Source organism: Pseudomonas sp. Leaf127 (genome assembly GCF_001423155.1).
GTDB lineage: Bacteria > Pseudomonadota > Gammaproteobacteria > Pseudomonadales > Pseudomonadaceae > Aquipseudomonas > Aquipseudomonas ovata.
Map to the genome: position 1 here is coordinate 262699 of NZ_LMOA01000012.1, position 20638 is coordinate 283336.

20 protein-coding genes and 2 pseudogenes are annotated in these 20638 nt (G+C 63.2%); 16 read left to right on the forward strand and 6 right to left on the reverse strand.

The window, feature by feature from the left end:
- Positions 1-70 precede the first annotated feature (70 nt).
- On the reverse strand, positions 71-1546 hold the full coding sequence (locus tag ASF84_RS08905) for a methyl-accepting chemotaxis protein (protein ID WP_056837328.1): 1476 nt from the start codon (positions 1544-1546) through the stop codon (positions 71-73).
- Positions 1547-1612: 66 nt separating this feature from the next.
- Positions 1613-2452, reverse strand: coding sequence for a TatD family hydrolase (locus ASF84_RS08910; RefSeq protein ID WP_056837330.1), 840 nt, complete (start codon positions 2450-2452; stop codon positions 1613-1615).
- Between the two features lie 183 nt (positions 2453-2635).
- Between ASF84_RS08910 and ASF84_RS08915 the strand changes: the two genes are divergently transcribed.
- From ASF84_RS08915 to ASF84_RS29030, 5 genes are all read left to right on the forward strand, one after another.
- A complete protein-coding gene (locus tag ASF84_RS08915; RefSeq protein WP_056837331.1) occupies positions 2636-4087 on the forward strand; it encodes a transglycosylase SLT domain-containing protein in 1452 nt (483 codons plus the stop codon).
- A 103-nt stretch (positions 4088-4190) separates the two neighbouring features.
- A complete protein-coding gene (locus ASF84_RS08920; protein WP_056837333.1) occupies positions 4191-4631 on the forward strand; it encodes a DoxX family protein in 441 nt (146 codons plus the stop codon).
- Positions 4632-4852: 221 nt separating this feature from the next.
- The gene (locus ASF84_RS08925; protein WP_056837335.1) at positions 4853-5176 is read left to right on the forward strand and encodes a hypothetical protein; all 324 of its coding nucleotides are present in this window, start codon (positions 4853-4855) and stop codon (positions 5174-5176) included.
- 151 nt (positions 5177-5327) lie between these two features.
- Complete coding sequence (locus tag ASF84_RS08930) at positions 5328-5747, forward strand: NUDIX hydrolase (RefSeq protein WP_056837337.1); 420 nt, start codon at positions 5328-5330, stop codon at positions 5745-5747.
- 26 nt (positions 5748-5773) lie between these two features.
- Positions 5774-5971 carry a hypothetical protein gene (locus ASF84_RS29030; RefSeq protein WP_109513615.1) on the forward strand — a complete coding sequence of 66 codons (198 nt, stop codon included), beginning with the start codon at positions 5774-5776 and terminating at the stop codon, positions 5969-5971.
- 7 nt (positions 5972-5978) lie between these two features.
- Here ASF84_RS29030 and ASF84_RS08935 read toward each other — a convergent pair whose 3' ends face one another.
- Positions 5979-6245, reverse strand: coding sequence for a hypothetical protein (locus ASF84_RS08935; protein ID WP_056837339.1), 267 nt, complete (start codon positions 6243-6245; stop codon positions 5979-5981).
- Between the two features lie 437 nt (positions 6246-6682).
- Here ASF84_RS08935 and ASF84_RS08940 point away from each other — a divergent pair, with 437 nt between their 5' ends.
- Complete coding sequence (locus tag ASF84_RS08940; RefSeq protein WP_056837341.1) at positions 6683-8668, forward strand: methyl-accepting chemotaxis protein; 1986 nt, start codon at positions 6683-6685, stop codon at positions 8666-8668.
- An 18-nt stretch (positions 8669-8686) separates the two neighbouring features.
- The gene (locus tag ASF84_RS08945; protein WP_056837343.1) at positions 8687-9607 is read left to right on the forward strand and encodes a substrate-binding domain-containing protein; all 921 of its coding nucleotides are present in this window, start codon (positions 8687-8689) and stop codon (positions 9605-9607) included.
- A 12-nt stretch (positions 9608-9619) separates the two neighbouring features.
- Here the strand turns inward: ASF84_RS08945 and greB are convergent, their stop codons facing one another.
- The gene (greB, locus tag ASF84_RS08950; protein WP_056837345.1) at positions 9620-10096 is read right to left on the reverse strand and encodes a transcription elongation factor GreB; all 477 of its coding nucleotides are present in this window, start codon (positions 10094-10096) and stop codon (positions 9620-9622) included.
- 247 nt (positions 10097-10343) lie between these two features.
- Here greB and ASF84_RS30180 point away from each other — a divergent pair.
- From ASF84_RS30180 to recR, 4 genes and pseudogenes are all read left to right on the forward strand, one after another.
- A pseudogene (locus tag ASF84_RS30180) lies at positions 10344-11375 on the forward strand (cache domain-containing protein); the annotation flags it as partial.
- 48 nt (positions 11376-11423) lie between these two features.
- Positions 11424-12233 (forward strand): methyl-accepting chemotaxis protein, encoded by an 810-nt coding sequence (locus ASF84_RS30185; protein WP_442963040.1) that lies wholly within the window; start codon positions 11424-11426, stop codon positions 12231-12233.
- A 121-nt stretch (positions 12234-12354) separates the two neighbouring features.
- On the forward strand, positions 12355-12819 hold the full coding sequence (locus tag ASF84_RS08960) for a hypothetical protein (protein WP_056837349.1): 465 nt from the start codon (positions 12355-12357) through the stop codon (positions 12817-12819).
- A gap of 43 nt (positions 12820-12862) precedes the next feature.
- A pseudogene (gene recR / locus ASF84_RS28430) lies at positions 12863-12964 on the forward strand (recombination mediator RecR); the annotation flags it as partial.
- 115 nt (positions 12965-13079) lie between these two features.
- Here recR and ASF84_RS08965 read toward each other — a convergent pair.
- Complete coding sequence (locus tag ASF84_RS08965) at positions 13080-13985, reverse strand: polyprenyl synthetase family protein (RefSeq protein ID WP_056837351.1); 906 nt, start codon at positions 13983-13985, stop codon at positions 13080-13082.
- 214 nt (positions 13986-14199) lie between these two features.
- On the opposite strand from ASF84_RS08965, the gene fni reads away from it, so the two are divergent.
- Genes fni through ASF84_RS08990 form a run of 5 tightly spaced genes read left to right on the forward strand, consistent with a single transcriptional unit; the run spans position 14200 to position 20162 of the window.
- Entirely contained in the window at positions 14200-15255 is a 1056-nt protein-coding gene (gene fni, locus ASF84_RS08970) for a type 2 isopentenyl-diphosphate Delta-isomerase (protein WP_056837352.1), read from the forward strand.
- Entirely contained in the window at positions 15252-16529 is a 1278-nt protein-coding gene (locus ASF84_RS08975; protein WP_056837354.1) for a glycosyltransferase, read from the forward strand. The genes fni and ASF84_RS08975 overlap by 4 nt, the downstream gene beginning before the upstream one ends.
- Entirely contained in the window at positions 16526-17692 is a 1167-nt protein-coding gene (gene crtY, locus ASF84_RS08980; RefSeq protein ID WP_056837356.1) for a lycopene beta-cyclase CrtY, read from the forward strand. Before ASF84_RS08975 ends, crtY begins: the two co-directional genes overlap by 4 nt.
- Positions 17689-19179 (forward strand): phytoene desaturase, encoded by a 1491-nt coding sequence (locus ASF84_RS08985; RefSeq protein WP_056837358.1) that lies wholly within the window; start codon positions 17689-17691, stop codon positions 19177-19179. Before crtY ends, ASF84_RS08985 begins: the two co-directional genes overlap by 4 nt.
- Positions 19176-20162: a phytoene/squalene synthase family protein gene (locus tag ASF84_RS08990; protein ID WP_056837361.1), complete on the forward strand. Its 987-nt coding sequence runs from the start codon at positions 19176-19178 to the stop codon at positions 20160-20162. The genes ASF84_RS08985 and ASF84_RS08990 overlap by 4 nt, the downstream gene beginning before the upstream one ends.
- Here the strand turns inward: ASF84_RS08990 and ASF84_RS08995 are convergent.
- The gene (locus tag ASF84_RS08995; protein ID WP_056837362.1) at positions 20056-20592 is read right to left on the reverse strand and encodes a sterol desaturase family protein; all 537 of its coding nucleotides are present in this window, start codon (positions 20590-20592) and stop codon (positions 20056-20058) included. The two genes, ASF84_RS08990 and ASF84_RS08995, sit on opposite strands and share 107 nt — an antisense overlap.
- Positions 20593-20638 lie beyond the last annotated feature (46 nt).

Consider the following 20638-nt stretch of genomic DNA (forward strand, 5'->3'; position numbering starts at 1 on the left):
CCAGTGGTGGGTTCAATACCTGATAAAGTCAGTAAGTCATTTTGGATAAAGGGCGATCCAGCGCTTGCCGTCAGAGCCGTAACTGCCCGATCGAGCGGTTCAGTTCACCGGCCAGGGTGGCAAGATCGGTGCTGGTGCTGGCCGAGTCGAGCGTCTGCGACACGGTGCGGTCGGTCACGTCGCGGATGCTGACCACGGCGCGGTTCATTTCTTCGGCCACCTGGCTTTGCTGCTGCGCCGCCACGGCGATCTGCGTGTTGCTTTCGCGCATTTGCGCCACCGCCTGGGCAATCGCCGCCAGCGCTTCGCCGGCTTCCTGGGCCTGTTGCACGCATTCATCGGCCTTGTACGAGCTGTCCTGCATGAAGTCCACCGCATCGCGGGTGCCGGCCTGCAGGTCGGTGATCATGCCGGTGATCTCGTCGGTAGACGCCTGCACGCGCTTGGCCAGGTTGCGCACTTCGTCGGCGACCACGGCAAAGCCACGGCCCATTTCCCCGGCACGCGCGGCCTCGATGGCGGCGTTGAGAGCCAGCAGGTTGGTCTGTTCGGCGATGCTGTGGATCACGTTGACCACGCCATTGATCTTCTGGCTGTCTTCGGCCAGGCGCTGGATCATCCGTGCGGTCTGCTGCACGCCGCTGGACAGCCCGGCAATCGACACCTGCACACGATCGACCACCTGCTTGCCGCTGCCGGCCAGGGTGTCGGCGGTCTGCGACTGGTCGCGGGTGGTGCCGGCGTGCTGGGCGATGTGATAGACGGTGGCCGACATCTGGTTGATGGCCGTGGCCACCTGGTCGGTCTCGCTCTGCTGGCCGAGCATGCCCTGGCGCACCCCGCTCATGCCGGCAGCCAGGCTGGCGGCACCGACGTCCAGGCGCGCGGCGGTCTGCGACACGGTATTGACCACCCGCTGATAGCCGGCCTGCATGGCGTTGAAGGCGTTGGCCATTTGCCCGACTTCATCCTGGCTGCCCTGGGGCGCGCGGGCCGACAGGTCGCCACTGCGCTCGACGTGCAGCATCACATCCTTGAGGGCGTTGAGCTGGCTGAGCAGAAAGCGGATCAGCAACTGCGAGGCGCACAGCATCAGCACCATCAGCACGCCCACGGCCAGCGCGTACTGGGTGAAGCGCTCCAGCAGCAGTTGGCCGAAGGTGGGTGCATACGCCAGCACCGCCAGGCGCTGGCCATCGGTGCGCTCGATGACCTGGGCACCGAACAGGGTGCGGTCCTTGAGCGGCGTATCCAGATCGACCCAGCCGCGTGCCGAGGCCAGTGCCGGCACTGGCTGTCCGGCCACCAGGGGGCTAGTGCCGGCGCTGTAGACCAGGGTGTCGGTGTCGGCAGGCAGCGCCTGCGCGGCGGGCCATGCCGCCAGCAGGCGCGCCTGGCTTTGCGCCGTCTGCCGGGCGGTGTCCTGGCGCCCCTGTTGCTCAAGCTGCAACGCATAGAGCACCAGCATCAGGGTGGTGAAGAACGCGACCGTATTCACGGCCCAGAACTTGTACTTCAAGGAGAGGTTGCTAAGCCATGAGCCCATGAGTGGTCTTCTAGTCGTCTGAGGTATCGGCAAGGTGATGTCACATTGCCTTAATTCTCGGGTCGGCTATTGATCTGGGTCAAGAACGCCAGATGTTTCATCTGGCCACTGCGGCAATCCGAAAAACACCCGGGCGCAGTCAGTGGTGTGGCGGGCCAGGTCCTCGATGCGTTCACCCCGGTGCAGGGCCACTTCGCGCAGCACTTCGGTCAGGAAGGCCGGCTCGTTGCGGCCTTTTTTCGGCTTGGGTCGCAGGCTGCGCGGCAGCAGCCAGGGCGCGTCGCTTTCCAGCATCAGGCGCCCGTGCGGGATGTCGCGCATCAACGGGTGCAAATGGCTGCCCCGGCGTTCATCGCAGATCCAGCCGGTGATGCCGATGTGCAGGTCCAGGTCCAGGTAGCGATACAGCGTTTGCTGCTCACCGGTAAAGCAATGCACCACGGCGGCCGGCAGGTGGTCGCGGTAGTCGCGCAGGATGTCCAGCAGGCGCTCGCCGGCGTCGCGCTCATGCAGGAACACCGGGCGTTGCAGTTGCACAGCCAGCGCCAGGTGCGCGTGCAGCACGCGTTCCTGCTGGGGGCGTGGCGAGAAGTCACGGTTGAAGTCCAGCCCGCATTCACCCACGGCGCGCACCCGGTCCTGCTGCAGCAAGGCCTGCAAGGTGCGTTCGCTGTCGCTGTTCCAGTCGCTGGCCGAATGCGGGTGTACACCGGCGGTGGAGAACAGCCGCTGGCCGCTTTCGTCCAGCTCATGGCACAGGTTCAGGCTCTCTTCGCTGCACGCCAGGCTGGTGCCGGTCAGCACCAACTGGGCGACGCCGGCGGCGTACGCGCGCTGCAGCACCGCCGGTCGGTCGGCTGCGAAGCTGGCGTTGGTCAGGTTGACGCCGATGTCGATCAATTGCATGGTGCTACCTCTGGCTGAATGCGTCCGAGCATACCAGAGCCTGCGCAACGACCCGAAAAGGCTGTGCATTCAACCCCTTGAGCCCGACGGTTCAACGCTTTTGGCAACACCTGAAGGGATCATGGCGTCATCGCCAGGGTCCTTTTTTCTGTCTGACCACCCTGGAATACCCATGGAGAGCGAATGATCCGAGCCGCGCTTTTGTCTGTTGTCTGCCTGTCCTTGCCCCTGTCTCTGGTCGCCCCGCTGGCTGAGGCCCGTGAAGCGCGTGAAACCCGCCAGAGCGGGCCGCACGCGGTGCACAAGGCCCCCCAGGTTCGCGACCTGCCGGCCATTCGCACCAGCAGGGTGCTGCGGGTGCTGGTCAACCAGAGCCGCAACAGCTCAGGCGACGTCAAGGGCCAGGAAATCGGCGTCGAGTACCATCGCCTGCAAGCCTTCGAGCGTTACCTCAACAGCCAGGACAAGGCCGGGCAGAAGATTACGGTCAAGTTCATTCCCAAGGCCAAGGACCAGTTGCTCGGGGCCTTGTTGCGTGGTGAGGGTGACCTGGTGGCGCCCAGCGAACTGCTCGACGAGCAGGCCGTCAAGGGCGTAGTGGCCAGCCGCGCCATTGTCGCCGATGTACCACTGGTGCTGGTCGGCGCTCGCGGGCAGCGTAGCTTCAAGCAGCTTGAGCAGTTATCTGGCCGCACCCTGAGCCTGCCGGCCGGCAGCGTGGCCGATGTCGCGGTGCAGCGGCTGAACCAGCGCCTGGCGCTGCGCAAGCTGGCGCCAGTGCACATCGAGTGGGCCGATCCCAGCCTGGCCGTGGAAGATGTGATGGAGATGGTCCAGGCCGGGATCTACCCGATGACCGTGGTGGAGCAGCCGATTGCCGAACGCTGGGCGCGGGTGATGCCCAGGTTGCGGGTGGATCGCAACCTCAAGTTCGGCACCGAAGGCGACATCAGCTGGTTCGTGCGCCAGGACGCCCGGTTACTGCAGGCCGATGTCGACCGCTTTCTGAGCACCTACAAAGCGCCGGCCCAGCAGGATCAGGCGTTCGAAAAAGCCTATAAATCCCTGTACCGGGTCAACAGCCCGTTGGCCCGTAATAACCTGCAGCGCCTTGAACAACTGCGGCCGATTCTGCAGCGCCACGGTGAGGCGCAAGGTATCGACTGGCTCGACCTGGCGGCCCTGGCGTTCAAGGAGTCCAAGCTGGACCCGAGCGCCAAGGGCAGTGGCGGGGCCACCGGCTTGCTGCAGATCACGCCGTCGGCCGCCCGGCGTGTCGGGGTCAACAACATCCAGCACGCCGATGGCAATGTGCAGGCCGCGTCGCGCTACATGGCGCTGATCCAGCGCAAGTTCTTCGCCAGCCGCAAGATCAACGACCGTGAGCGCATGGCCTTCGTACTGGCGGCCTATAACCTGGGGCCGGAACGCGTCCAGAAGATGCGCCAGGAAGCGCGCAAACGTGGTTTGAACCCCGACAAATGGTTTTTCCAGACCGAGCGGGTGGCCATGGAGCAGAACGGCGCGGGCGTGGTTATGTTCGTCAATAGTGTGAACAAGTATTACCTGGCGTTTGACCGCCAGCGGGCGTCACTGGAAGGGCAGCGCCAGGCGACTTATGCGGTGCGCAAATAATCGATTAATTCGATATTTATGCGGCAATTTTTGTGATTTTCATATTGGCTGGTTCGATTAAGATGGCGCCATTCCCGCTCATCACCTTATTGGAATCACCCACATGAAAGCGCTGCTCAATACCCTTCTCTCCACCCGTGCAGGTTTCGGCCTCACCGCTGTGCGCATCATCGTCGGCATCATTTTCATTGCTCACGGCAGCCAGAAACTGTTCGGCGCCTTTGGCGGCTACGGGCTGGAAGGCACCGGGCAGTGGATGGCCAGTATCGGCCTCAATCCCGGCTACCTGATGGCGCTGTTGTCCGGCAGCGGTGAGTTCTTCGGCGGCCTGGCCCTGCTGCTCGGCCTGCTGGCGCGTCCGGCGGCTGCGGTGCTGGTCTTCCTGCTGGCGGTGGCGATTGTCTCGGTGCACTTGAGCAACGGCCTGTTCATGAGCAACAACGGTTACGAGTTTGCCCTGGCCTTGCTCGGTGGCGCCCTGGCGGTGCTGATCGAAGGTGCCGGCAAACTGTCGCTCGATGGCGCCATCGCCCGCCGTCTCTGAGGGTGACCTGCACGCATGACCTCGCCCCGGCAGCCACTGGCTGCCGGGGCGAGCTGTTTCTGGCAATTGACAAGGCGCAGGGGCGTCTCTAGGATTGCCGTCAGCGCCGATTTAACAACTACTTGCGGGGCGCCTGGCGAAAGCCGAAATACCGCTAAAACGTTGGTTCGGTGTCGCCTCCCACCGCTGCCCAGCGGAACCTGTGAGGCCGAGTATCCATCATGAGCCAATCCCTTCGCCGTTCGCTGCAACGTCCTTTGCGCCTCTCGCCCATCACCGCCTACATCGGTCGCAAGAACCCCCGTATCCTGCTCGGTGGCACCCACCAGCCCACGCTGTTGCGCTACCTCGATGGCTGGCCGCGCAAGGGCGGCAAGGCCAGTGCCTTCCTGTTGCAGTTCGTCGACACCACCCAGTCGCTGGCGGCCTACCGCAACGATGAGTTCGACCTGGCAGTGATCCATGCGCCGGATCCGGCCAGTGCCGCCAGTGTGATTCACGACCTCACGCGCATTGCGCGCCAAGGGTTGATCACGCTGGGGTAAACCTTGGCGGTGCCGACGGGCGGCGCACCCTGAACTTTCATTTCACAGCTCTGGTCATCATACCGACACCTGGGCGGCTCACTATGGGACAACAGTCTGTTGTCCGGTTTGGCTGTGCGGTTTTCGAATGGACTCAGTGAAAGGATCGAACATGGGAACAGCCAGCTCGTCGGAGAAATCCAAACACCTCAAGCGGCGTGCCACGGTGATCTATTGCCGTGACGACGAGATCCTTTTCGTGCGCAAGCGCAAGGCCAAATGGAACCTGCCTGGCGGGCGGGTCGAGCGTGGAGAAACCCCCAAGGCCGCAGCCTTGCGGGAAATGGCCGAGGAAACCGGGCTTGAGTTCAACTCGCTGACGTTCGTCTCTACCTACCGGGAGGAGGCGGTCATCCATTTCATTTTCGAAGCGCGCAGGGCGGTGCCCAAAAAGCCCCGGCCATGCAACGAGATTGATGATTGCCGGTGGCTTTCGGTCAAGGAACTGTGCAAGCGGGATATACGGGGCCCGATCCGCTCGTTGCTCAAGCGTTGTGCCTCGGACCTGGAGCGCAAGCTGACGCTTCACTAGGCTTTTCAACACTGGAGAAGATCGCCATGCCACACCGTGAACGAGCAGAAGTCGAACGGCTGGAGCAACACCTGGCCGATGCCTACACCGCGTACCGTAAACACTTCGACTCGGCACCTTATCCCTCCAGTGAGGAGGAGTGGGCCGAACTCAACCGCTATCGAAAAGCCGTCTCACAGGCCAGTGCTGCCCTGGACGCCTATTGTGCAGGGCCTGATCGATAACGTGCCGCTATGCCTTGCGCGCCTCGCTGACGCGAAAGCGGATGTTATCCAGGTAATTTGATTTGAGTTCGGCGGCCAGGGGGCCCAGCACCGGGTTGGCCTTGAAGGGGGTCATCATGTCTTCGACGATCTGCTGCACACTGGCCGTTGCCGCCGCCACGCTCGCAGGCACACGCGGATCGAATTCAATGGCCTCCATGCGCTCGTCCAGCATTTTGAGTACGGGCTCTGCGTTCCTGATTTGCGTGCGGATTACATCAACCGACGTTTCCATCCTGACCTCCATGTAGTCATGCTTGAGGGCTCTGTATGGCGGCTTTCAGGCCGGTTCTGAGCCTTCGTGATGGCGCGATTGTACCTGCCAAATGCTTCAGAATCTGGTCAGGCGGCATTATTTCTCAAGCACCTGTCCATTGCGGTCTGCAAAATGGATGGCGCGTCAGCGCTTTTTCAAGACGTGCATGATGTCCCGTTGAGACAGCCGTGCCCCATGCCCTTGCCGCTGAATCAATACGCTTATCTATCAAGGGCTTGTAAGGAGCGTCAGGCGCCTGACGCAGCAAGAGAAACGGGCGGGCAATAATAAAGTGGTCGCAAGGGCGCTGGCGTCTATCAAGGTTCCTTGCGCCGGGTCGATAGCCAAGATGGCACCTTGGTTAAAGACCAGCTTGGGTATCGAAAGCTCACGAATAAAAACCAAAGAGGGCGTCCATGACCATTTTGCAGCGAGTAATCGGCGGGTTTGCGGTATTGGTGCTATTGCTGTTGGCAATGGCGGGCCTCAGCTATCAGAACACACGGTCCATCAGCGATCGTTTGACCGTGATCACTGGCCAGTCGGCGCCCTTGAGCCGCGCCGCCAGCGAGTTGTATGTGTATATCCTGCGCGCCCACCAGGCGTTGTTGGCCAATTTGATCAACGATAACCTGGCGCAGATTGATGCCGGTCAACAACCGTTTGATGACAGTATTCGTCAATTCAACGAGTTGCTGGGACGCACCGATGCTTATATCGGCGATCGCGATGAACTGCGGGCCAGTCTCGCGCAAGAACGTCAGTCCGTCAGTGTCTACGCCGAACAGGCCAAGGCCCTGATCGTCGTGCATCGCGCGCACGTGCAACAACTGGCGTTGAACCGCTTATTGCAAAGCTACAGCACCGTGCAAGCGGCTCAATTGACCCGTTATTTGCGTGATTACATTGCCCGCGCACGCAGTGAAGACGCGGTAGCGCAAGTCGCCGCCGCCGAACAGTTGTTGCTTGAGGTCAATAAAGCCTACGACGGCCTGGCCGCGCACGCCGCCACACCCGATATCGGCGTCTTGCAGCGCGTGCTCAATCTGCAGGACGAAGTGATCAACACGCGCCTGCAGGCCATGACGGCGGTCGATCCAAGGATCGGACGGATCACCGGGGTCATGGTCAATCGCCTGCTGACGGACCTGACGGCGGCCGACGGGCTGTTTCGGGCTTATCAGGCAGAAGCGCAACTGGACGCACAAGTGCTGCAGCAACGCCAGTCAGTCGAGACCACGTTGCAATCCACCCTGGCGCAGATCGGTCAATTCGGCAGTCAGGCGCTTGAAGTGGCCAATCAGGCCAGGGATGCTGCCAATGCCACCATCAGCACCGGCCGCACCTGGTTGCTGCTCGCCTGTGTCCTGGCAATGGTGGCGGCGGTGCTTATTGGTCTCTGGGTCGCCTTCAGCCTGCGCAGGCCGCTGGCCGCCTTCCGTGAAGTCCTCAAGCAACTGACGGGCGGCGATATGCGCGTCAGCTTCGATGTCAGTCGCCGGGATGAATTTGGTGAGCTGGGCGGTTACCTGAATGAACTGACCGGGGCGTTGCGCACGATTTTTACCGAACTGATCCGCTCGGCCGACTCCCTGGCCGTCACCGCTGGAAACAACGCCCTCAACAGCGAGCAGACCACCCGCGTGGTGGATGAGCAAAAGGACAAGCTGCAATCGGCCGCCTCGGCCATGACGCAAATGGAAAGCACGGTGGAGGAGGTTGCACGGCGCGCGCAGGATACGCGCAAGGCCGTGGACGATACCCGCGACCTGACCGATGCGGTGCAAGAGCGTGTGTCTGAAACCATCGTCAATATTCGCCAGCAGGCCGAACAGGTCAACAAGGCTGCCGAAGTCACTGACGAGCTGCAACGGTATGGCCAGAGCATCGAGGGCATTGTCGTGGCGATCCGTGCCATCGCCGAGCAGACCAACCTGCTGGCCCTCAATGCCGCCATTGAAGCGGCTCGCGCCGGCGAGCAGGGTCGAGGCTTTGCCGTGGTCGCTGACGAGGTACGTTCACTGGCGGGCCGTACCCAGACCTCGACCGGGGAAATCCAGGAAGTGATCGGCAAGATGCAGGAAAAGATTCATTCGGTCGTGCAGGTGATGAACGAAAGCCAACAGCAATCGAGCCAGTGTGTGACGCTGGCCTCGGGTGCCGGGGAGCTGCTGCTGTCGATGAGCGAGGCGGTCGGCACCATCCGCGACATGAATATCCAGATTGCCGCGGCCACCGAGCAACAGAGCGCAACCGTGCAAGACACCAGCCGCATGGTCATTCAGATCAACGATTCTGCCCAGCAGGCCGCTGACGGCGCTGAGCAGTCAGCGAGCAGTAGCCAGAGCCTGTCGAAGATGGCCAGTGTGCAGCGCGAGCTGCTTCAACAATTCAAAGTTTGACCCTTGGAGGTCAGAAAAATGAAAGCAGGGTCAATGCTCATTCTGGGTTCGATGCTGTTCATCACCGGCCTGGCTCAGGCCGCTACACCGCTGCTGGGTGTCGCCATGGCCAAGTACGATGACAATTTCCAGACGCTTCTGCGCAACAGCGTGCAGCAGCACGCGACCTCGGTGAGTGCCGATGTCTTCATGGAGAACGGTCAGGACAACGCCGACTTGCAGATGAGGCAGTTTCGCAACCTGGTCGACTCTAAAGTGGACGCAATCATTGTGGCGACGGTCGACGATAAAAGTTCGGCGCAGATGATGAAGCTGGCTGACGCGGCCAGGATCCCGCTGGTCTTTGTCAACCGTAGCCCGGCGCTGGAAAAGCTGGCAGCACAAACCGCCTACGTCGGCTCCAACGAGCTGGAGTCCGGCACGCTGCAAATGGAAGAACTGGCGCGTCGTGCCGGCTACAAAGGCAACGTGGTCATAGTGGTAGGCGACCCCGGCAATGCCGCTTCGCGGATGCGCACCGAGGATGTGGAACACGTCGTCGCCAAATACCCGGGCATGAAAATCGTGCAGAAAAAGGTGGCCAACTGGGAGCGTAACCAGGCCGCCACCGTGGTGAACGACTGGGTCAAGCAAGGCCTGGACTTTTCGATCATTGCCGCCAATAACGACGAAATGGCCATTGGCGCCATCATGGGCCTGGAGAAGGCTGGCAAGCAGGCCAAAGACTACCTGGTCGGTGGCATCGATGGCACACCGGATGGATTGCAATTGATGGCCAGTGGAAAACTGGCGGTCAGCGTCTTCCAGGACGCCGCAGGCCAGGCCAGGCAAGCCGTGGATGCAGCACTTCGCCTGGCCCAGGGTCAGCCATTGGAGACCTCTTTGATCTGGGTGCCTTTCCAGCTGATCACGCCGGACAATCGGCATCAGTTCGAATGAAGCGTGTGAGTGTCATGGCGCCTCATAGTGGATGCGGGTGATGAACCAGACGGCTTCCCCTGTCGGCGTGGCGACCACCACTTCGTCGTCCTCCTGCTTTTTCAACAGCGCCCGGGCCATGGGCGAATCGATCGAGATGTAATCGTTGCGGCCGTGGATTTCGTCATAACCCACGACCCTGAATGTCTTCTGGTCGCCTTGCTCGTTTTCGATCTCGACCCAGGCGCCGAAGAACACCCGGCCTTCCTGCTCGGGTGAGTAGTCGACCACTTTCACATCTTCCAGGCGTTTGCGCAGGTAGCGCACGCGCCGGTCGATTTCCCGAAGCAGTTTCTTGTTGTACTGGTAATCGGCATTTTCGCTGCGGTCGCCCAGCGCGGCCGCCCAGCTGACTTTCTGGGTGATTTCCGGGCGGTACACCCGCCATAGATGATCCAGTTCGGCTTTAAGCTTGTCGTGGCCTGCGCGGGTAATGATATTGGTCGCCACGTCCTCTCCTTGAAATGTGTGTTGATTGATGCAGCGGCTGTGCCCGGCAATATAGCGGCCTTGAGCGAGGCAATGTGCACCAATCGCTGCGCAAAAGGCTCGATACTGCGCCTTGTGGATGACCGGCCTGTGACAGCGCACCGCAAAAACACCTCAAACGGATATAAAGCCGGCCCTCGGTTGATTTGCCCTCAGATAGCCATTACGGTGCGCGTGTAAAGATTTGTTAACCGGGCTTTGCAGGAGCATGCCGTTGAAAATCGTTCAAAAGATCAGCCTGGCGGCGGCCGGTGTGTTGTTTCTCACCACCGGCTTGTTGTCGTTCACACAAATCAGCCAGGTGCGCGATTCGCTCTACAAGCAGACATCAGCCAGCATCAGTGAGTCGAGCAGTGCGCTGGCCCGGCAGATCGAGAACTGGCTCAACGCCAAGCTCAAGCTCATGGACCTGACAGTGCAGAACATCGCCGGCAACTACAGCCCCGAACAGATCGAGCGCAGCATCAACAGCCCGGTGCTCAAGGACGAATTCATCATGATCTTCGGCTCGCAGGCCAGCGACGGCAAGACCTTGAAGAACCTCGATTCCTGGCAGCCCAAAGCCGATTACGACGGCCGTACCCGGCCCTGGTATGCGCAGGGCAAGGCGGCCAGCCAGACGGTACTGACCGAACCCTACATCGACAGCACCAGCGGTGAAAACCTGATCTCGGCGGTCACGCCACTGCGTAACGGCGGGCAGTTCACCGGCGTGCTGGGCGGCGACCTGCGCCTCAAGACCGTGGTCGATGCGGTCAATACCCTGGACTTCAACGGTGCCGGCTATGCGTTTCTGCTCAGCAAGAGCGGTAACATTATTTCCCATCCCAAGGCCGACATGAACGGCAAGAACTACAGCCAGTTGTTCGACGGCCAGCAGCCGGCCCTGACCGGCAGCCTGCAGGAGCTCAAGGTGGGCGGCGATACCTTGCTGGTGTCCTTCACACCGTTATCGCAGTTGCGCGGGGCCGAGTGGTACATCGGGGTGGTGCTGGACAAGCAGATCGTCATGGCCGAGGCCAACAGCCTGAGCTGGCGCGCCGCTCTGGCCACCTTGCTCGGGGTGATCATCAGCCTGGTGCTGCTGGGCTCGTTCATGCGTCATCTGCTCAAACCGCTGGACCTGCTGCATCGCTCGATCAAGGAAGTGAACAGCGGCGGGGGCGACCTGACCCGGCGCCTGCCAACCCACGGCAACGATGAAGTGGCGATTGTCTCCAAGGAGTTCAACGACTTTCTGCAAAGCCTGCAGAACCTGGTCAGCCAGATTCTCGGCACCTCCAACCAGGTGCGCCAGAGCACGGCCCTGACCTCGCACGAAGCCAACCAGGCCGACAGCCGATTGCAGCGTCAATTGCAGGAGCTCGATCAACTGGCCACGGCCATGCAGGAAATGTCCTCGACGGCCGAAGACGTGGCACGCAACGCCCAGGTGGCCGCGCAGGCCGCGCTGGCCGCCAACCAGGAAGCCGAGAACGGCGAGCGGGTGGTGCTGCGTTCCACCGAGGCGATCAAGCATCTGGCCGCAGAGATGGAAGATACCGGCAGCGCGGTCCTTGAGCTGGCGCGCTTGAGCAGCAACATCGAGTCGATCCTGTCGGTGATCACCAGCATTGCCGAGCAGACCAACCTGCTGGCGCTCAACGCGGCCATCGAAGCGGCGCGCGCCGGCGAGTCCGGACGCGGGTTTGCCGTGGTCGCCGACGAAGTACGCACGTTGGCGTCACGCACGCAAAAGTCGACCCAGGAAATCCGCCTGATGATCGACCAGTTGCAGTCAGGTGTACGCCAGGCTGAGTCGCGCATGCAGAAAAGCCGCGACAGCGCCAGCAAGACTGCCGAGGAGGCCGGTGCCGCCAATGAGATGCTGACGCGCATCCGCCAGGCGATCGTGCACATCAACGACATGAACACCCAGATCGCCACCGCTGCCGAAGAACAGAGCGCCACCACCGAGGAAATCAACCGCAACACCACCAACATTCGCGACATCAGCCATGAAGTGGCCGCCGGTGCCGAAGAACAGGTGCGTCAATGCGGGCTGATGGGCGAGCAGGTTCAGCAGCAGAGCCAGTTGCTGGGGCGGTTTAATGTGTAAGCGATTGTCGCTGCGGCATGTTTACCTGCACCATTGAACCCTTTTGCCGCTGCCAGGCACTAAGCTGCACTGCCCGGCAGCGGCTTTTCCCGCTGCCTGCCGATCCTGAGGATAACAACCCATGCGCCTGGCCTTTGCCGCTTTCGCCCTGCTGACTTCCATGACCGCCCTGGCCGACACACCCATACAGCCTGTGGTGCGCTGGACCCTGCTTGATCAGCATGAGCAGGCCTACACGCTGGACGACAAGGCGCAGGTGTTGCTGGTGGCGCGCAGCATGTCGGCCGCGCGCATGGTCAATGCCGCCTTCGAAGACCAGGCACCGGGGTATCTGGAGGCGCGCCAGGTGATCTACGTCGCGGACATCGAGATGATGCCTTCGCTGATGAAACCGGTGATCATCCCGGCGATGCGTTCGGCCAAGTACCGCATCCTGCTCGATCAGGACGGCCGCGTGGCCGCCCGCTATGCCGGTGACCGTGACAGCGTGCAATGGCTGAAGCTGGACAAGGGCGTGGTCACCCAGGAAAAGCATTTCACCGACGCCGAAGGCCTGGGCAAGGCCGTGGCCGAACTGGCCCGGTAACCGATCATCCGCCGCGCTGCCGCGCCTACCGCTCTTTGCGCGATCCCCTATAGCCCACAGCATTCCACTGGGTGGCGAGTGGGACCTGGTCGACGGCGGCACCCTGGCCCACTCGTTTGCCGGTCGCAAGCCTGGCGCGCTGTAGGAGCGCGCTCTGCCCGCGACCGAGTGCGAAGCGCTCGCAGAAATCTATGAAACGCTGAAAATTTACGACTGCTGACGCAGCCGGTCGCCGGCAAGCGGGCTCCTACAAGGCCGATTCAGCGGGTGGTCACCTTGTTGAAGATCATCTGCAGGTAGCGCACCAGGTGTTGCTCGCCTTCGAAGGCGGCGTCCAGGTGCGCCTGGGCGGTGTGCAGGTGCTGGTGCAGTTGCTGGGTCACCTTGTGCGGACCATAGAGGGAAATGAAGGTCGACTTGCCTTCGTCCTTGCCCTGGTCCTTGGCGTTGTCGGGGCTGTTGTCCTGCAGGTCGTCGTACAGCTGGAAGGCCTGCCCCAGTTCCATCGCAAAGCCTTGCAGGGCCGCACGCTTGTCGGCGGCGGCGTCGCTGACCATCCAGGCCATGTCCATGATGGCGCTGAACAGCACGCCGGTCTTGAGTGTGTTGGTGCAGGCGATCTGCTCGGCCGAGCGTTCGCCCTGGCCTTCACGCAGGTCCTGGAACTGTCCACGCACCAGCCCCTGCATACCCACTGCATTGGCCAGCACCTCGACCAGTTGCGTGCGCGTGGCCGCAGGCAGGTCCTGGATCCCGGCCACCACCGCAAAGGCCCGGCTCAACAACGCCACCGCCGTGAGGATCGCCACGTCCTGGCCGAACTTGAGGTGCACGGTGGGGCGCCCGCGGCGCAGCTTGGCGTCGTCCATGCACGGCATGTCGTCCAGCACCAGGGAGGCGGCGTGGACCATCTCCACGGCGCAACCCAGCTCCAGCGCCTGCCGGCCGTTCTGGCCCAGGCCTTCGGCGGCCAGCATCAGCAGGATGGGGCGCATGCGCTTGCCGGGGGCCAGGGTGCTTTCGCGCATCGCCAGCACAATCAGGTCGCGTTCGTTACCACTTTCGGGCAGCAATTCATCCAGACGCTGTTCGACGCTTGCACGCACCTTTGCCAGGTGCTCTGTAAAGCCGTTTTCTAGAGGTGTGCACGCTGGTGCTGGGGTCATGTCCGAATCCTGAATCGTGGCAGACAACCCGCTTGGGTCATCCTGGCAAAGGTTTTGTCCGCTCGCTTCTTGGGACGGAACGACTGGCGTTCCCAGGTGCCTGAAGAGCAGCATCTTGTACGTAAGTTGTGCAAAGCAGTGTACCTTGTACAACTTTGATTCACATGTAGAGACAACGCTTCATTCGAAATGATTCCAGGGACACACAACTGTCATGAGTGAACACGATTTAAGCCGGCGCAAGGATGATCATCTGAATATCGTGCTCGACAGCCTGGACGACGCCCATGGCGCCGGTTCCGGACTTGAGGCGCTGCGGTTCGAGCATTGCGCATTGCCGGAGCTGAGTCTGGACGAGATTGACCTCGGTAGCCATCTGCTTGGCATCTCTTTGCGTGCGCCCTTGTTGATCAGTTCCATGACCGGAGGGGCCCAGCGCTCCACTGCGATCAACCGGCACCTGGCCGAGGCGGCCCAGGCGCTGGGCATTGCCATGGGCGTGGGCTCGCAACGGGTCGGCCTGCAAGGTGGCAGTGACCAGGGCCTGACCGGCGAGCTGCGCCGCCTGGCGCCGGACATCCCGTTGCTGGGCAACCTGGGCGCGGCACAGTTGCTCGGTCCTGACGGCCTGGACCTGGCGCACCGCGCCGTGGACAGCCTGCAGGCCGATGCCTTGATCATTCATTTGAACCCCTTGCAGGAAGCGGTGCAGGCCGAGGGCGACCGCGACTGGCGCGGTGTGCTGGACGCCATTGCCCGCACCGTCGACAGCCTCGGGGTGCCGGTCATCGTCAAGGAAGTCGGCGCCGGTCTGTCGGCCCAGGTGGCCCGGTCGCTGGTCGAGGCCGGTGTCCAGGTGCTCGATGTGGCCGGGCAGGGCGGCACCAGCTGGGCAGCGGTCGAAGGCCATCGGGCCCGCACGCCGGCCGACCGGGAAGTGGCCATGGCCTTTGCCGGCTGGGGCATTCCGACCGCCATCAGCCTGGTCAATGTGCGCCAGGCGCTGCCGACAGTGGCGCTGATCGCGTCTGGCGGTATTCGCAATGGCGTTGACGCTGCCAAGGCCCTGCACCTGGGGGCCGATCTGGTCGGTCAGGCGGCCGGGGTCCTGCAGGCCGCCACCGTCTCGACGCAAGCGGTGGTCGATCACTTCGAGATCATGATCCGCCAGTTGCGCATCGCCTGTTTCTGCACCGGGTCGGCCAACCTCGCGGCCTTGCGCCAGGCGCGGCTGGTGGGCTCGTATCAATCGGCGCCCTATCGGTCATGAGTCACTTCGGGGTCGTGGCACCGGCCTACTACAGTCACTTCCAGGCGTTTCAGGCATTGGCCGCGACGCTCTTGGACCGTGGCCATCGGGTGACCTTTTTTCAGCAGGCCGACACCCGCGCCTGGCTGAGCGACCCCCGTATCGATTTCGTCACTCTGGGCGCGGCCAGCCATCCGCCTGGCAGCCTGGCCGCGGTCTTGCGCCGCGCCGCCCGGCCGAGCCTGCCGCTGGGCCTGCGGCGCATCATCCAGGACCTGGCGGCCAGCACTGCCATGCTGGCCGCCGAGCTGCCCGGCGCCTTGCAGCAATGCCAGATTGATGCACTGTTGTGTGACCAGATGGAGGCCGCCGGGGGCCTGGTGGCCGAAGCGCTGGGGTTGCCGTTCATATCGCTGGCCTGCGCCTTGCCGATCAATCGCGAGCCACAGTTGCCCTTGCCGGTGATGCCGTTCGCCTATGGCACCGATGAGCGCAGCCTGCGCCTGTACGAGGGCAGTCGCCAGGTGCATGACTGGCTGATGCGGCCGCTGCGCCAGGCCTTGCACGGGGTGGCGCGGCAACTGGGTGTGCCGCCGCGTGAGGGGTTGCACGAGTGTCTTTCGCCGCTGGCACAGATCAGCCAGACCCTTGAGGGGTTCGATTTTCCACGCCAGGCGCAACCGGCGCATTTTCATGCCGTCGGCCCCTTGCGCACCACGGTCAACGAGACGCCGGGCATCTGGCCGATCAAGGACCAGCGCCCGCTGGTTTTCGCCAGCCTCGGTACGCTGCAGGGCGACCGTCTGGGCATGTTCAAGCAGATGGCCATGGCCTGCCGTCACCTGGACGTGCAGTTGCTGATCGCCCATTGCGGGGCCTTGAATGCTGCCCAGGAAAGCGTGCTGCTACGCGATGGCGCCACCTGGGTGACCGATTTTGCCCCGCAACGCTGGGCACTGGAACAGGCCGATGCGGTGATCACCCATGGCGGGCTGAACACGGTGATGGATGCCATTGCGGCGCACACCCCGATGTTGGTCATGCCCATCGCCTTCGATCAACCGGGGGTGGCGGCCCGGGTCGATTACCGGCGCATTGGCCTGTCATTGAGCCGCCGCGCCAGTGCGGCGCGCATTGCCCACAGTCTGACCCAGGTGCTGCAATGGCCGGGCGAGCCCTTGCAGCGCCTGGCCACTGAACTGCAACAGGCCGGCGGCGTGCGCCGCGCCGCCGATCTCGTCGAACAGGCCATCGCGACCGGGCAGCCGGTCATTACCAAGGAGACACGTGCGTGATCTGGGATCTGATTCTGGCCGGCGCCGGACTGGCCAACGGGCTGATTGCCCTGCGCCTCAAACAGACGCGGCCCGAGCTGCGTGTGTTGTGCATCGAGCAGCACAGCGAGCCGGGCGGCAACCACACCTGGTCGTTTCACGATGGCGACCTGAGCCCGGCACAGCGGCAATGGCTGGCGCCATTGGTCGTCAAGACCTGGCCGGGTTACGACGTGCATTTTGCGCAGCGTTCGCGGCGCCTGAACAGTGGCTACGCCTCGATCACCTCCGAGCGTTTTGCCAGCGTGCTGCGCGACACACTGGGCGAGGACCTGCGCACCGGGTGCGGCATTCGCCAGCTTGGCGCTCGCCACGTGGTACTGGATACCGGCGAGTGCCTGCAGGCGCGTGCCGTGATCGACGGCCGCGGCCTGCAACCCAGCGCTCACCTGGTGCTGGGCCAGCAGGCGTTTCTCGGCCAGTTGCTGCGCCTGCGTGAGCCGCACGGGCTTGAGGTGCCGATCATCATGGACGCCCGGGTGGCGCAAGGCGACGGCTATCGTTTCGTCTATGTGCTGCCGTTCAGCGAAGACACCGTGCTGATCGAAGACACCCATTACGTCGACCGCCCGCTAGCGTCGGCGGCGCAGCTGCGGCAGAACATTGCCGAGTACGCCAGCCAGCAGGGCTGGACCGTCAGTGAATGCCTGCGCGAAGAAACCGGCGTGCTGCCCATTACCCTGGCCGGCGACTTTGCCGCCTTCAAGGCGCAGACGCTCAGGCAACCGGTGTCGGGCCTGCGCGCCGGGCTGTTCCATTGCACCACCGGCTACTCGCTGCCCCATGCGGTGCAACTGGCTGACTGGATCGCCATACAGACCGACCTTGATGCCGATGCCCTGGCGCGTGGCATCGGTCTGCTGGCGGATCACCAGTGGCAGCGCCAGGGCTTTTACCGCCTGCTCAATCGCATGTTGTTTCTGGCCGGGCGCGCCGATAATCGCTGGCAGGTCATGCAGCGTTTCTACGGCTTGCCCGAAGGGCTGATCGGCCGCTTTTATGCAGGCCGCAGCCATGTGTTCGACAAACTGCGCATCCTTTCCGGTAAACCTCCTGTCCCTGTGGGTGAGGCCATGCGCGCGGCGCTGCGCCACTTGCCCCGGCATTTCGAGAAACATTCATGACCCAGGCAAAACAAGCAGTAGTGATTGGCGCAGGTTTCGGCGGGCTGGCCCTGGCGATCCGCCTGCAGGCGGGTGGCGTGCAGACCACGTTGCTGGAAAAGCGCGACAAGCCCGGCGGCCGGGCCTACGTGTATGAAGACCAGGGGTTTGTCTTCGATGCCGGCCCCACCGTCATCACTGACCCGAGTGCGATCGAGGAGCTGTTTGCGCTGGCCAAAAAGCCCATGGCCGATTATGTCGAGCTGTTGCCGGTGTCGCCGTTCTACCGCCTGTGCTGGGAAGACGGTACGCGGTTCGACTACGTCAATGACCAGGCCGGGCTGGACCGGCAGATCCATGCGATCAATCCCAAGGATGTGGCCGGTTACCAGCGCTTCCTGGCGTATTCCAAGGCGGTGTTCGAAGAGGGTTACCTCAAGCTGGGCGCGGTGCCGTTCCTGTCGTTTCGCGACATGATCCAGGCCGGGCCGCAACTGGCGCGCCTGCAGGCCTGGCGCAGCGTGTATGGCAAGGTGGCGAGCTTTATCGAGGATGAGCGCCTGCGCCAGGCGTTTTCCTTCCATTCGTTGCTGGTGGGCGGCAACCCGTTTGCCACCTCATCGATCTATACCCTGATCCACGCGCTGGAACGCAAGTGGGGCGTATGGTTTCCCAAGGGCGGCACCGGCGCGCTGGTCAAGGGGCTGGTGAAACTGTTCGAGGACCTGGGCGGGCGGGTCGAGCTCAATGCCGATGTGGCCGGCATCGACGCCAGCGGCGGCCGGGTCACCGGGGTACGCTGCAAGGACGGTCGGCACTGGCCGGCCGACTGTGTGGCCTCCAACGCCGATGTCATGCACACCTATGCCGACCTGCTCGGCCAGCACCCGCGCGGCCAGCAGGAAGGCAAGCGCCTGGCCGGCAAGCGCTTCAGCAACTCGCTGTTTGTCATCCACTTCGGCCTCAAGCGCCCGCAGCCGCAATTGCAGCACCACACCGTGTGCTTCGGGCCGCGCTATCGCGAACTGATCAACGAGATCTTTACCGGCGACCAGTTGGCCGAGGATTTCTCGCTGTACCTGCATGCCCCGTGTGTGACCGATCCGAGCCTGGCGCCGCCGGGCTGCTCCAGCCACTACGTACTGTCGCCGGTGCCGCACCTGGGCAATGCGCCGATCGACTGGAGCGTGGAAGGGCCGCGCTACCGCGACCGCATTTTCGATTACCTGGAAAAGCACTACATGCCGGGCTTGCGTGAAGACCTGGTCACCAGCCGCATCTTCACCCCGTTCGATTTTCGCGATGAGCTCAACGCCCACCTGGGCTCGGCGTTTTCGCTGGAGCCGGTGTTGCAGCAAAGCGCCTGGTTCCGCCCGCACAATCGCGATGCCAGCCTGAGCAACCTGTATCTGGTGGGCGCCGGCACCCACCCGGGCGCCGGGGTGCCGGGGGTGATTGGCTCGGCCAAGGCCACCGCCGGCCTGATGCTTGAAGAGGTGCATGCATGAATTCAGCGGTCGACGACCAGCGCCTGCTGGACCATGCCATTCAAAGCATTGAGGTCGGCTCGAAAAGCTTCGCCGCTGCCTCGCGGCTGTTCGACCCGGCGACCCGCAGCAGTGCCGTGATGCTGTACGCCTGGTGCCGGCATTGCGACGATGTGATCGACGGCCAGGAGGCCGGGCACGATGCCGTGGTGCTCAGCGAGGAAGAAGTGCATCGGCGTCTTGAGGCGCTGGTGGCCAATACCGAGGCGGTGTATGCCGGCCTGCCGATCCAGGACCCGGCTTTTGCCGCGCTGCGCGAAGTGGTGCGCCGGCATGACCTGCGCCGTCAGTACGCGCTGGAGCACCTGGCCGGTTTCGCCATGGACGTACACGCCCGCGAATACCGGCACATTGAGGACACGCTGGAGTACTGCTATCACGTGGCCGGGGTGGTGGGCCTGATGATGGCCCAGGTGATGGGCGCCCGGGACGAAGCGACTCTGGACCGGGCCTGCGACCTGGGCATGGCCTTTCAGTTGACCAACATTGCCCGCGACATTGTCGAGGACGCCCGGGTAGGGCGCTGCTACCTGCCGCAGGACTGGCTCGATGAACTGAATATTCCACCTGCGCAACTGGCCGACCCCGCGCATCGTCAGGGCCTGGCGGTGCTGGCGCAGCGCCTGGTCGATCTGGCCGAGCCGTTCTACCAGAGCGCGCAGGCCGGCCTGACCGCCTTGCCCTGGCGTTCGGCCTGGGCGGTGGCGACGGCCAGTGGGGTCTACCGGGAAATCGGTGTCAAGGTGCGCCAGCGCGGCGCTCAGGCCTGGGACACGCGGGTGTCGACCTCCAAGGCCGACAAGCTGCGGCTGGTCGCGCTCGGTGCCTGGCGCGCGATCACTTCCCGTGGTCGGCAGTGGCCGGCGCGTTCGCAGGCGTTGTGGCAGCGTCCGCTTCAGCACGGTTCAGCGGCCCGCCATGCAGGGCCCGCAGCTGCGCCTTGAGCGTGGCGGTCGAGGGGGCATAGAGGAAGCCGAACGACACGCAGCGGTGCTGGCCGGCCACGGCATGGTGCATCAGGTGCGCCTGGTACAGGCGCTTGAGGTAACCGGAGCGCGGCACATGGCGAAACGGCCAGCGCTGGTGCACCAGGCCGTCGTGGGCGATGAAATACAGCAGGCCGTAGGCGGTCATGCCGGCGCCGATCCATTCCAGCGGGTTCCAGCCCGCCGTGCCCAGGGCAATGAGCACGATGGCAAGAATGGCGAACACCACCGCGTACAGGTCGTTCTTTTCGAACCAACCGTGGCGCGGCTCGTGGTGCGAGCGGTGCCAGCCCCAGCCCCAGCCGTGCATGATGTATTTGTGGGCGTACCAGGCAAAGGCTTCCATGCCCACCAGCGTGGCGAGAAAGACCAGTGTGTTGAGTATCATTGGGCGTGACCTGCGGTTGTTCTGTGCATGGGACTGTCGAGGTGCC

Excerpts from the sequence above, each read along its gene's own strand:
- ASF84_RS08965 (WP_056837351.1), bottom strand. The coding sequence starts at position 13,985 with ATGACCCCAGCACCAGCGTGCACACCTCTAGAAAACGGCTTTACAGAG.
- ASF84_RS08995 (WP_056837362.1), bottom strand. The coding sequence starts at position 20,592 with ATGATACTCAACACACTGGTCTTTCTCGCCACGCTGGTGGGCATGGAA.
- ASF84_RS08975 (WP_056837354.1), top strand. The coding sequence starts at position 15,252 with ATGAGTCACTTCGGGGTCGTGGCACCGGCCTACTACAGTCACTTCCAG.
- ASF84_RS08910 (WP_056837330.1), bottom strand. The coding sequence starts at position 2,452 with ATGCAATTGATCGACATCGGCGTCAACCTGACCAACGCCAGCTTCGCA.
- ASF84_RS08930 (WP_056837337.1), top strand. The coding sequence starts at position 5,328 with ATGGGAACAGCCAGCTCGTCGGAGAAATCCAAACACCTCAAGCGGCGT.
- ASF84_RS08940 (WP_056837341.1), top strand. The coding sequence starts at position 6,683 with ATGACCATTTTGCAGCGAGTAATCGGCGGGTTTGCGGTATTGGTGCTA.
- ASF84_RS08925 (WP_056837335.1), top strand. The coding sequence starts at position 4,853 with ATGAGCCAATCCCTTCGCCGTTCGCTGCAACGTCCTTTGCGCCTCTCG.
- ASF84_RS29030 (WP_109513615.1), top strand. The coding sequence starts at position 5,774 with ATGCCACACCGTGAACGAGCAGAAGTCGAACGGCTGGAGCAACACCTG.
- ASF84_RS08935 (WP_056837339.1), bottom strand. The coding sequence starts at position 6,245 with ATGGAAACGTCGGTTGATGTAATCCGCACGCAAATCAGGAACGCAGAG.
- ASF84_RS08960 (WP_056837349.1), top strand. The coding sequence starts at position 12,355 with ATGCGCCTGGCCTTTGCCGCTTTCGCCCTGCTGACTTCCATGACCGCC.
- ASF84_RS08920 (WP_056837333.1), top strand. The coding sequence starts at position 4,191 with ATGAAAGCGCTGCTCAATACCCTTCTCTCCACCCGTGCAGGTTTCGGC.
- ASF84_RS08985 (WP_056837358.1), top strand. The coding sequence starts at position 17,689 with ATGACCCAGGCAAAACAAGCAGTAGTGATTGGCGCAGGTTTCGGCGGG.
- ASF84_RS08945 (WP_056837343.1), top strand. The coding sequence starts at position 8,687 with ATGAAAGCAGGGTCAATGCTCATTCTGGGTTCGATGCTGTTCATCACC.
- ASF84_RS08915 (WP_056837331.1), top strand. The coding sequence starts at position 2,636 with ATGATCCGAGCCGCGCTTTTGTCTGTTGTCTGCCTGTCCTTGCCCCTG.
- ASF84_RS08990 (WP_056837361.1), top strand. The coding sequence starts at position 19,176 with ATGAATTCAGCGGTCGACGACCAGCGCCTGCTGGACCATGCCATTCAA.
- fni (WP_056837352.1), top strand. The coding sequence starts at position 14,200 with ATGAGTGAACACGATTTAAGCCGGCGCAAGGATGATCATCTGAATATC.
- ASF84_RS08905 (WP_056837328.1), bottom strand. The coding sequence starts at position 1,546 with ATGGGCTCATGGCTTAGCAACCTCTCCTTGAAGTACAAGTTCTGGGCC.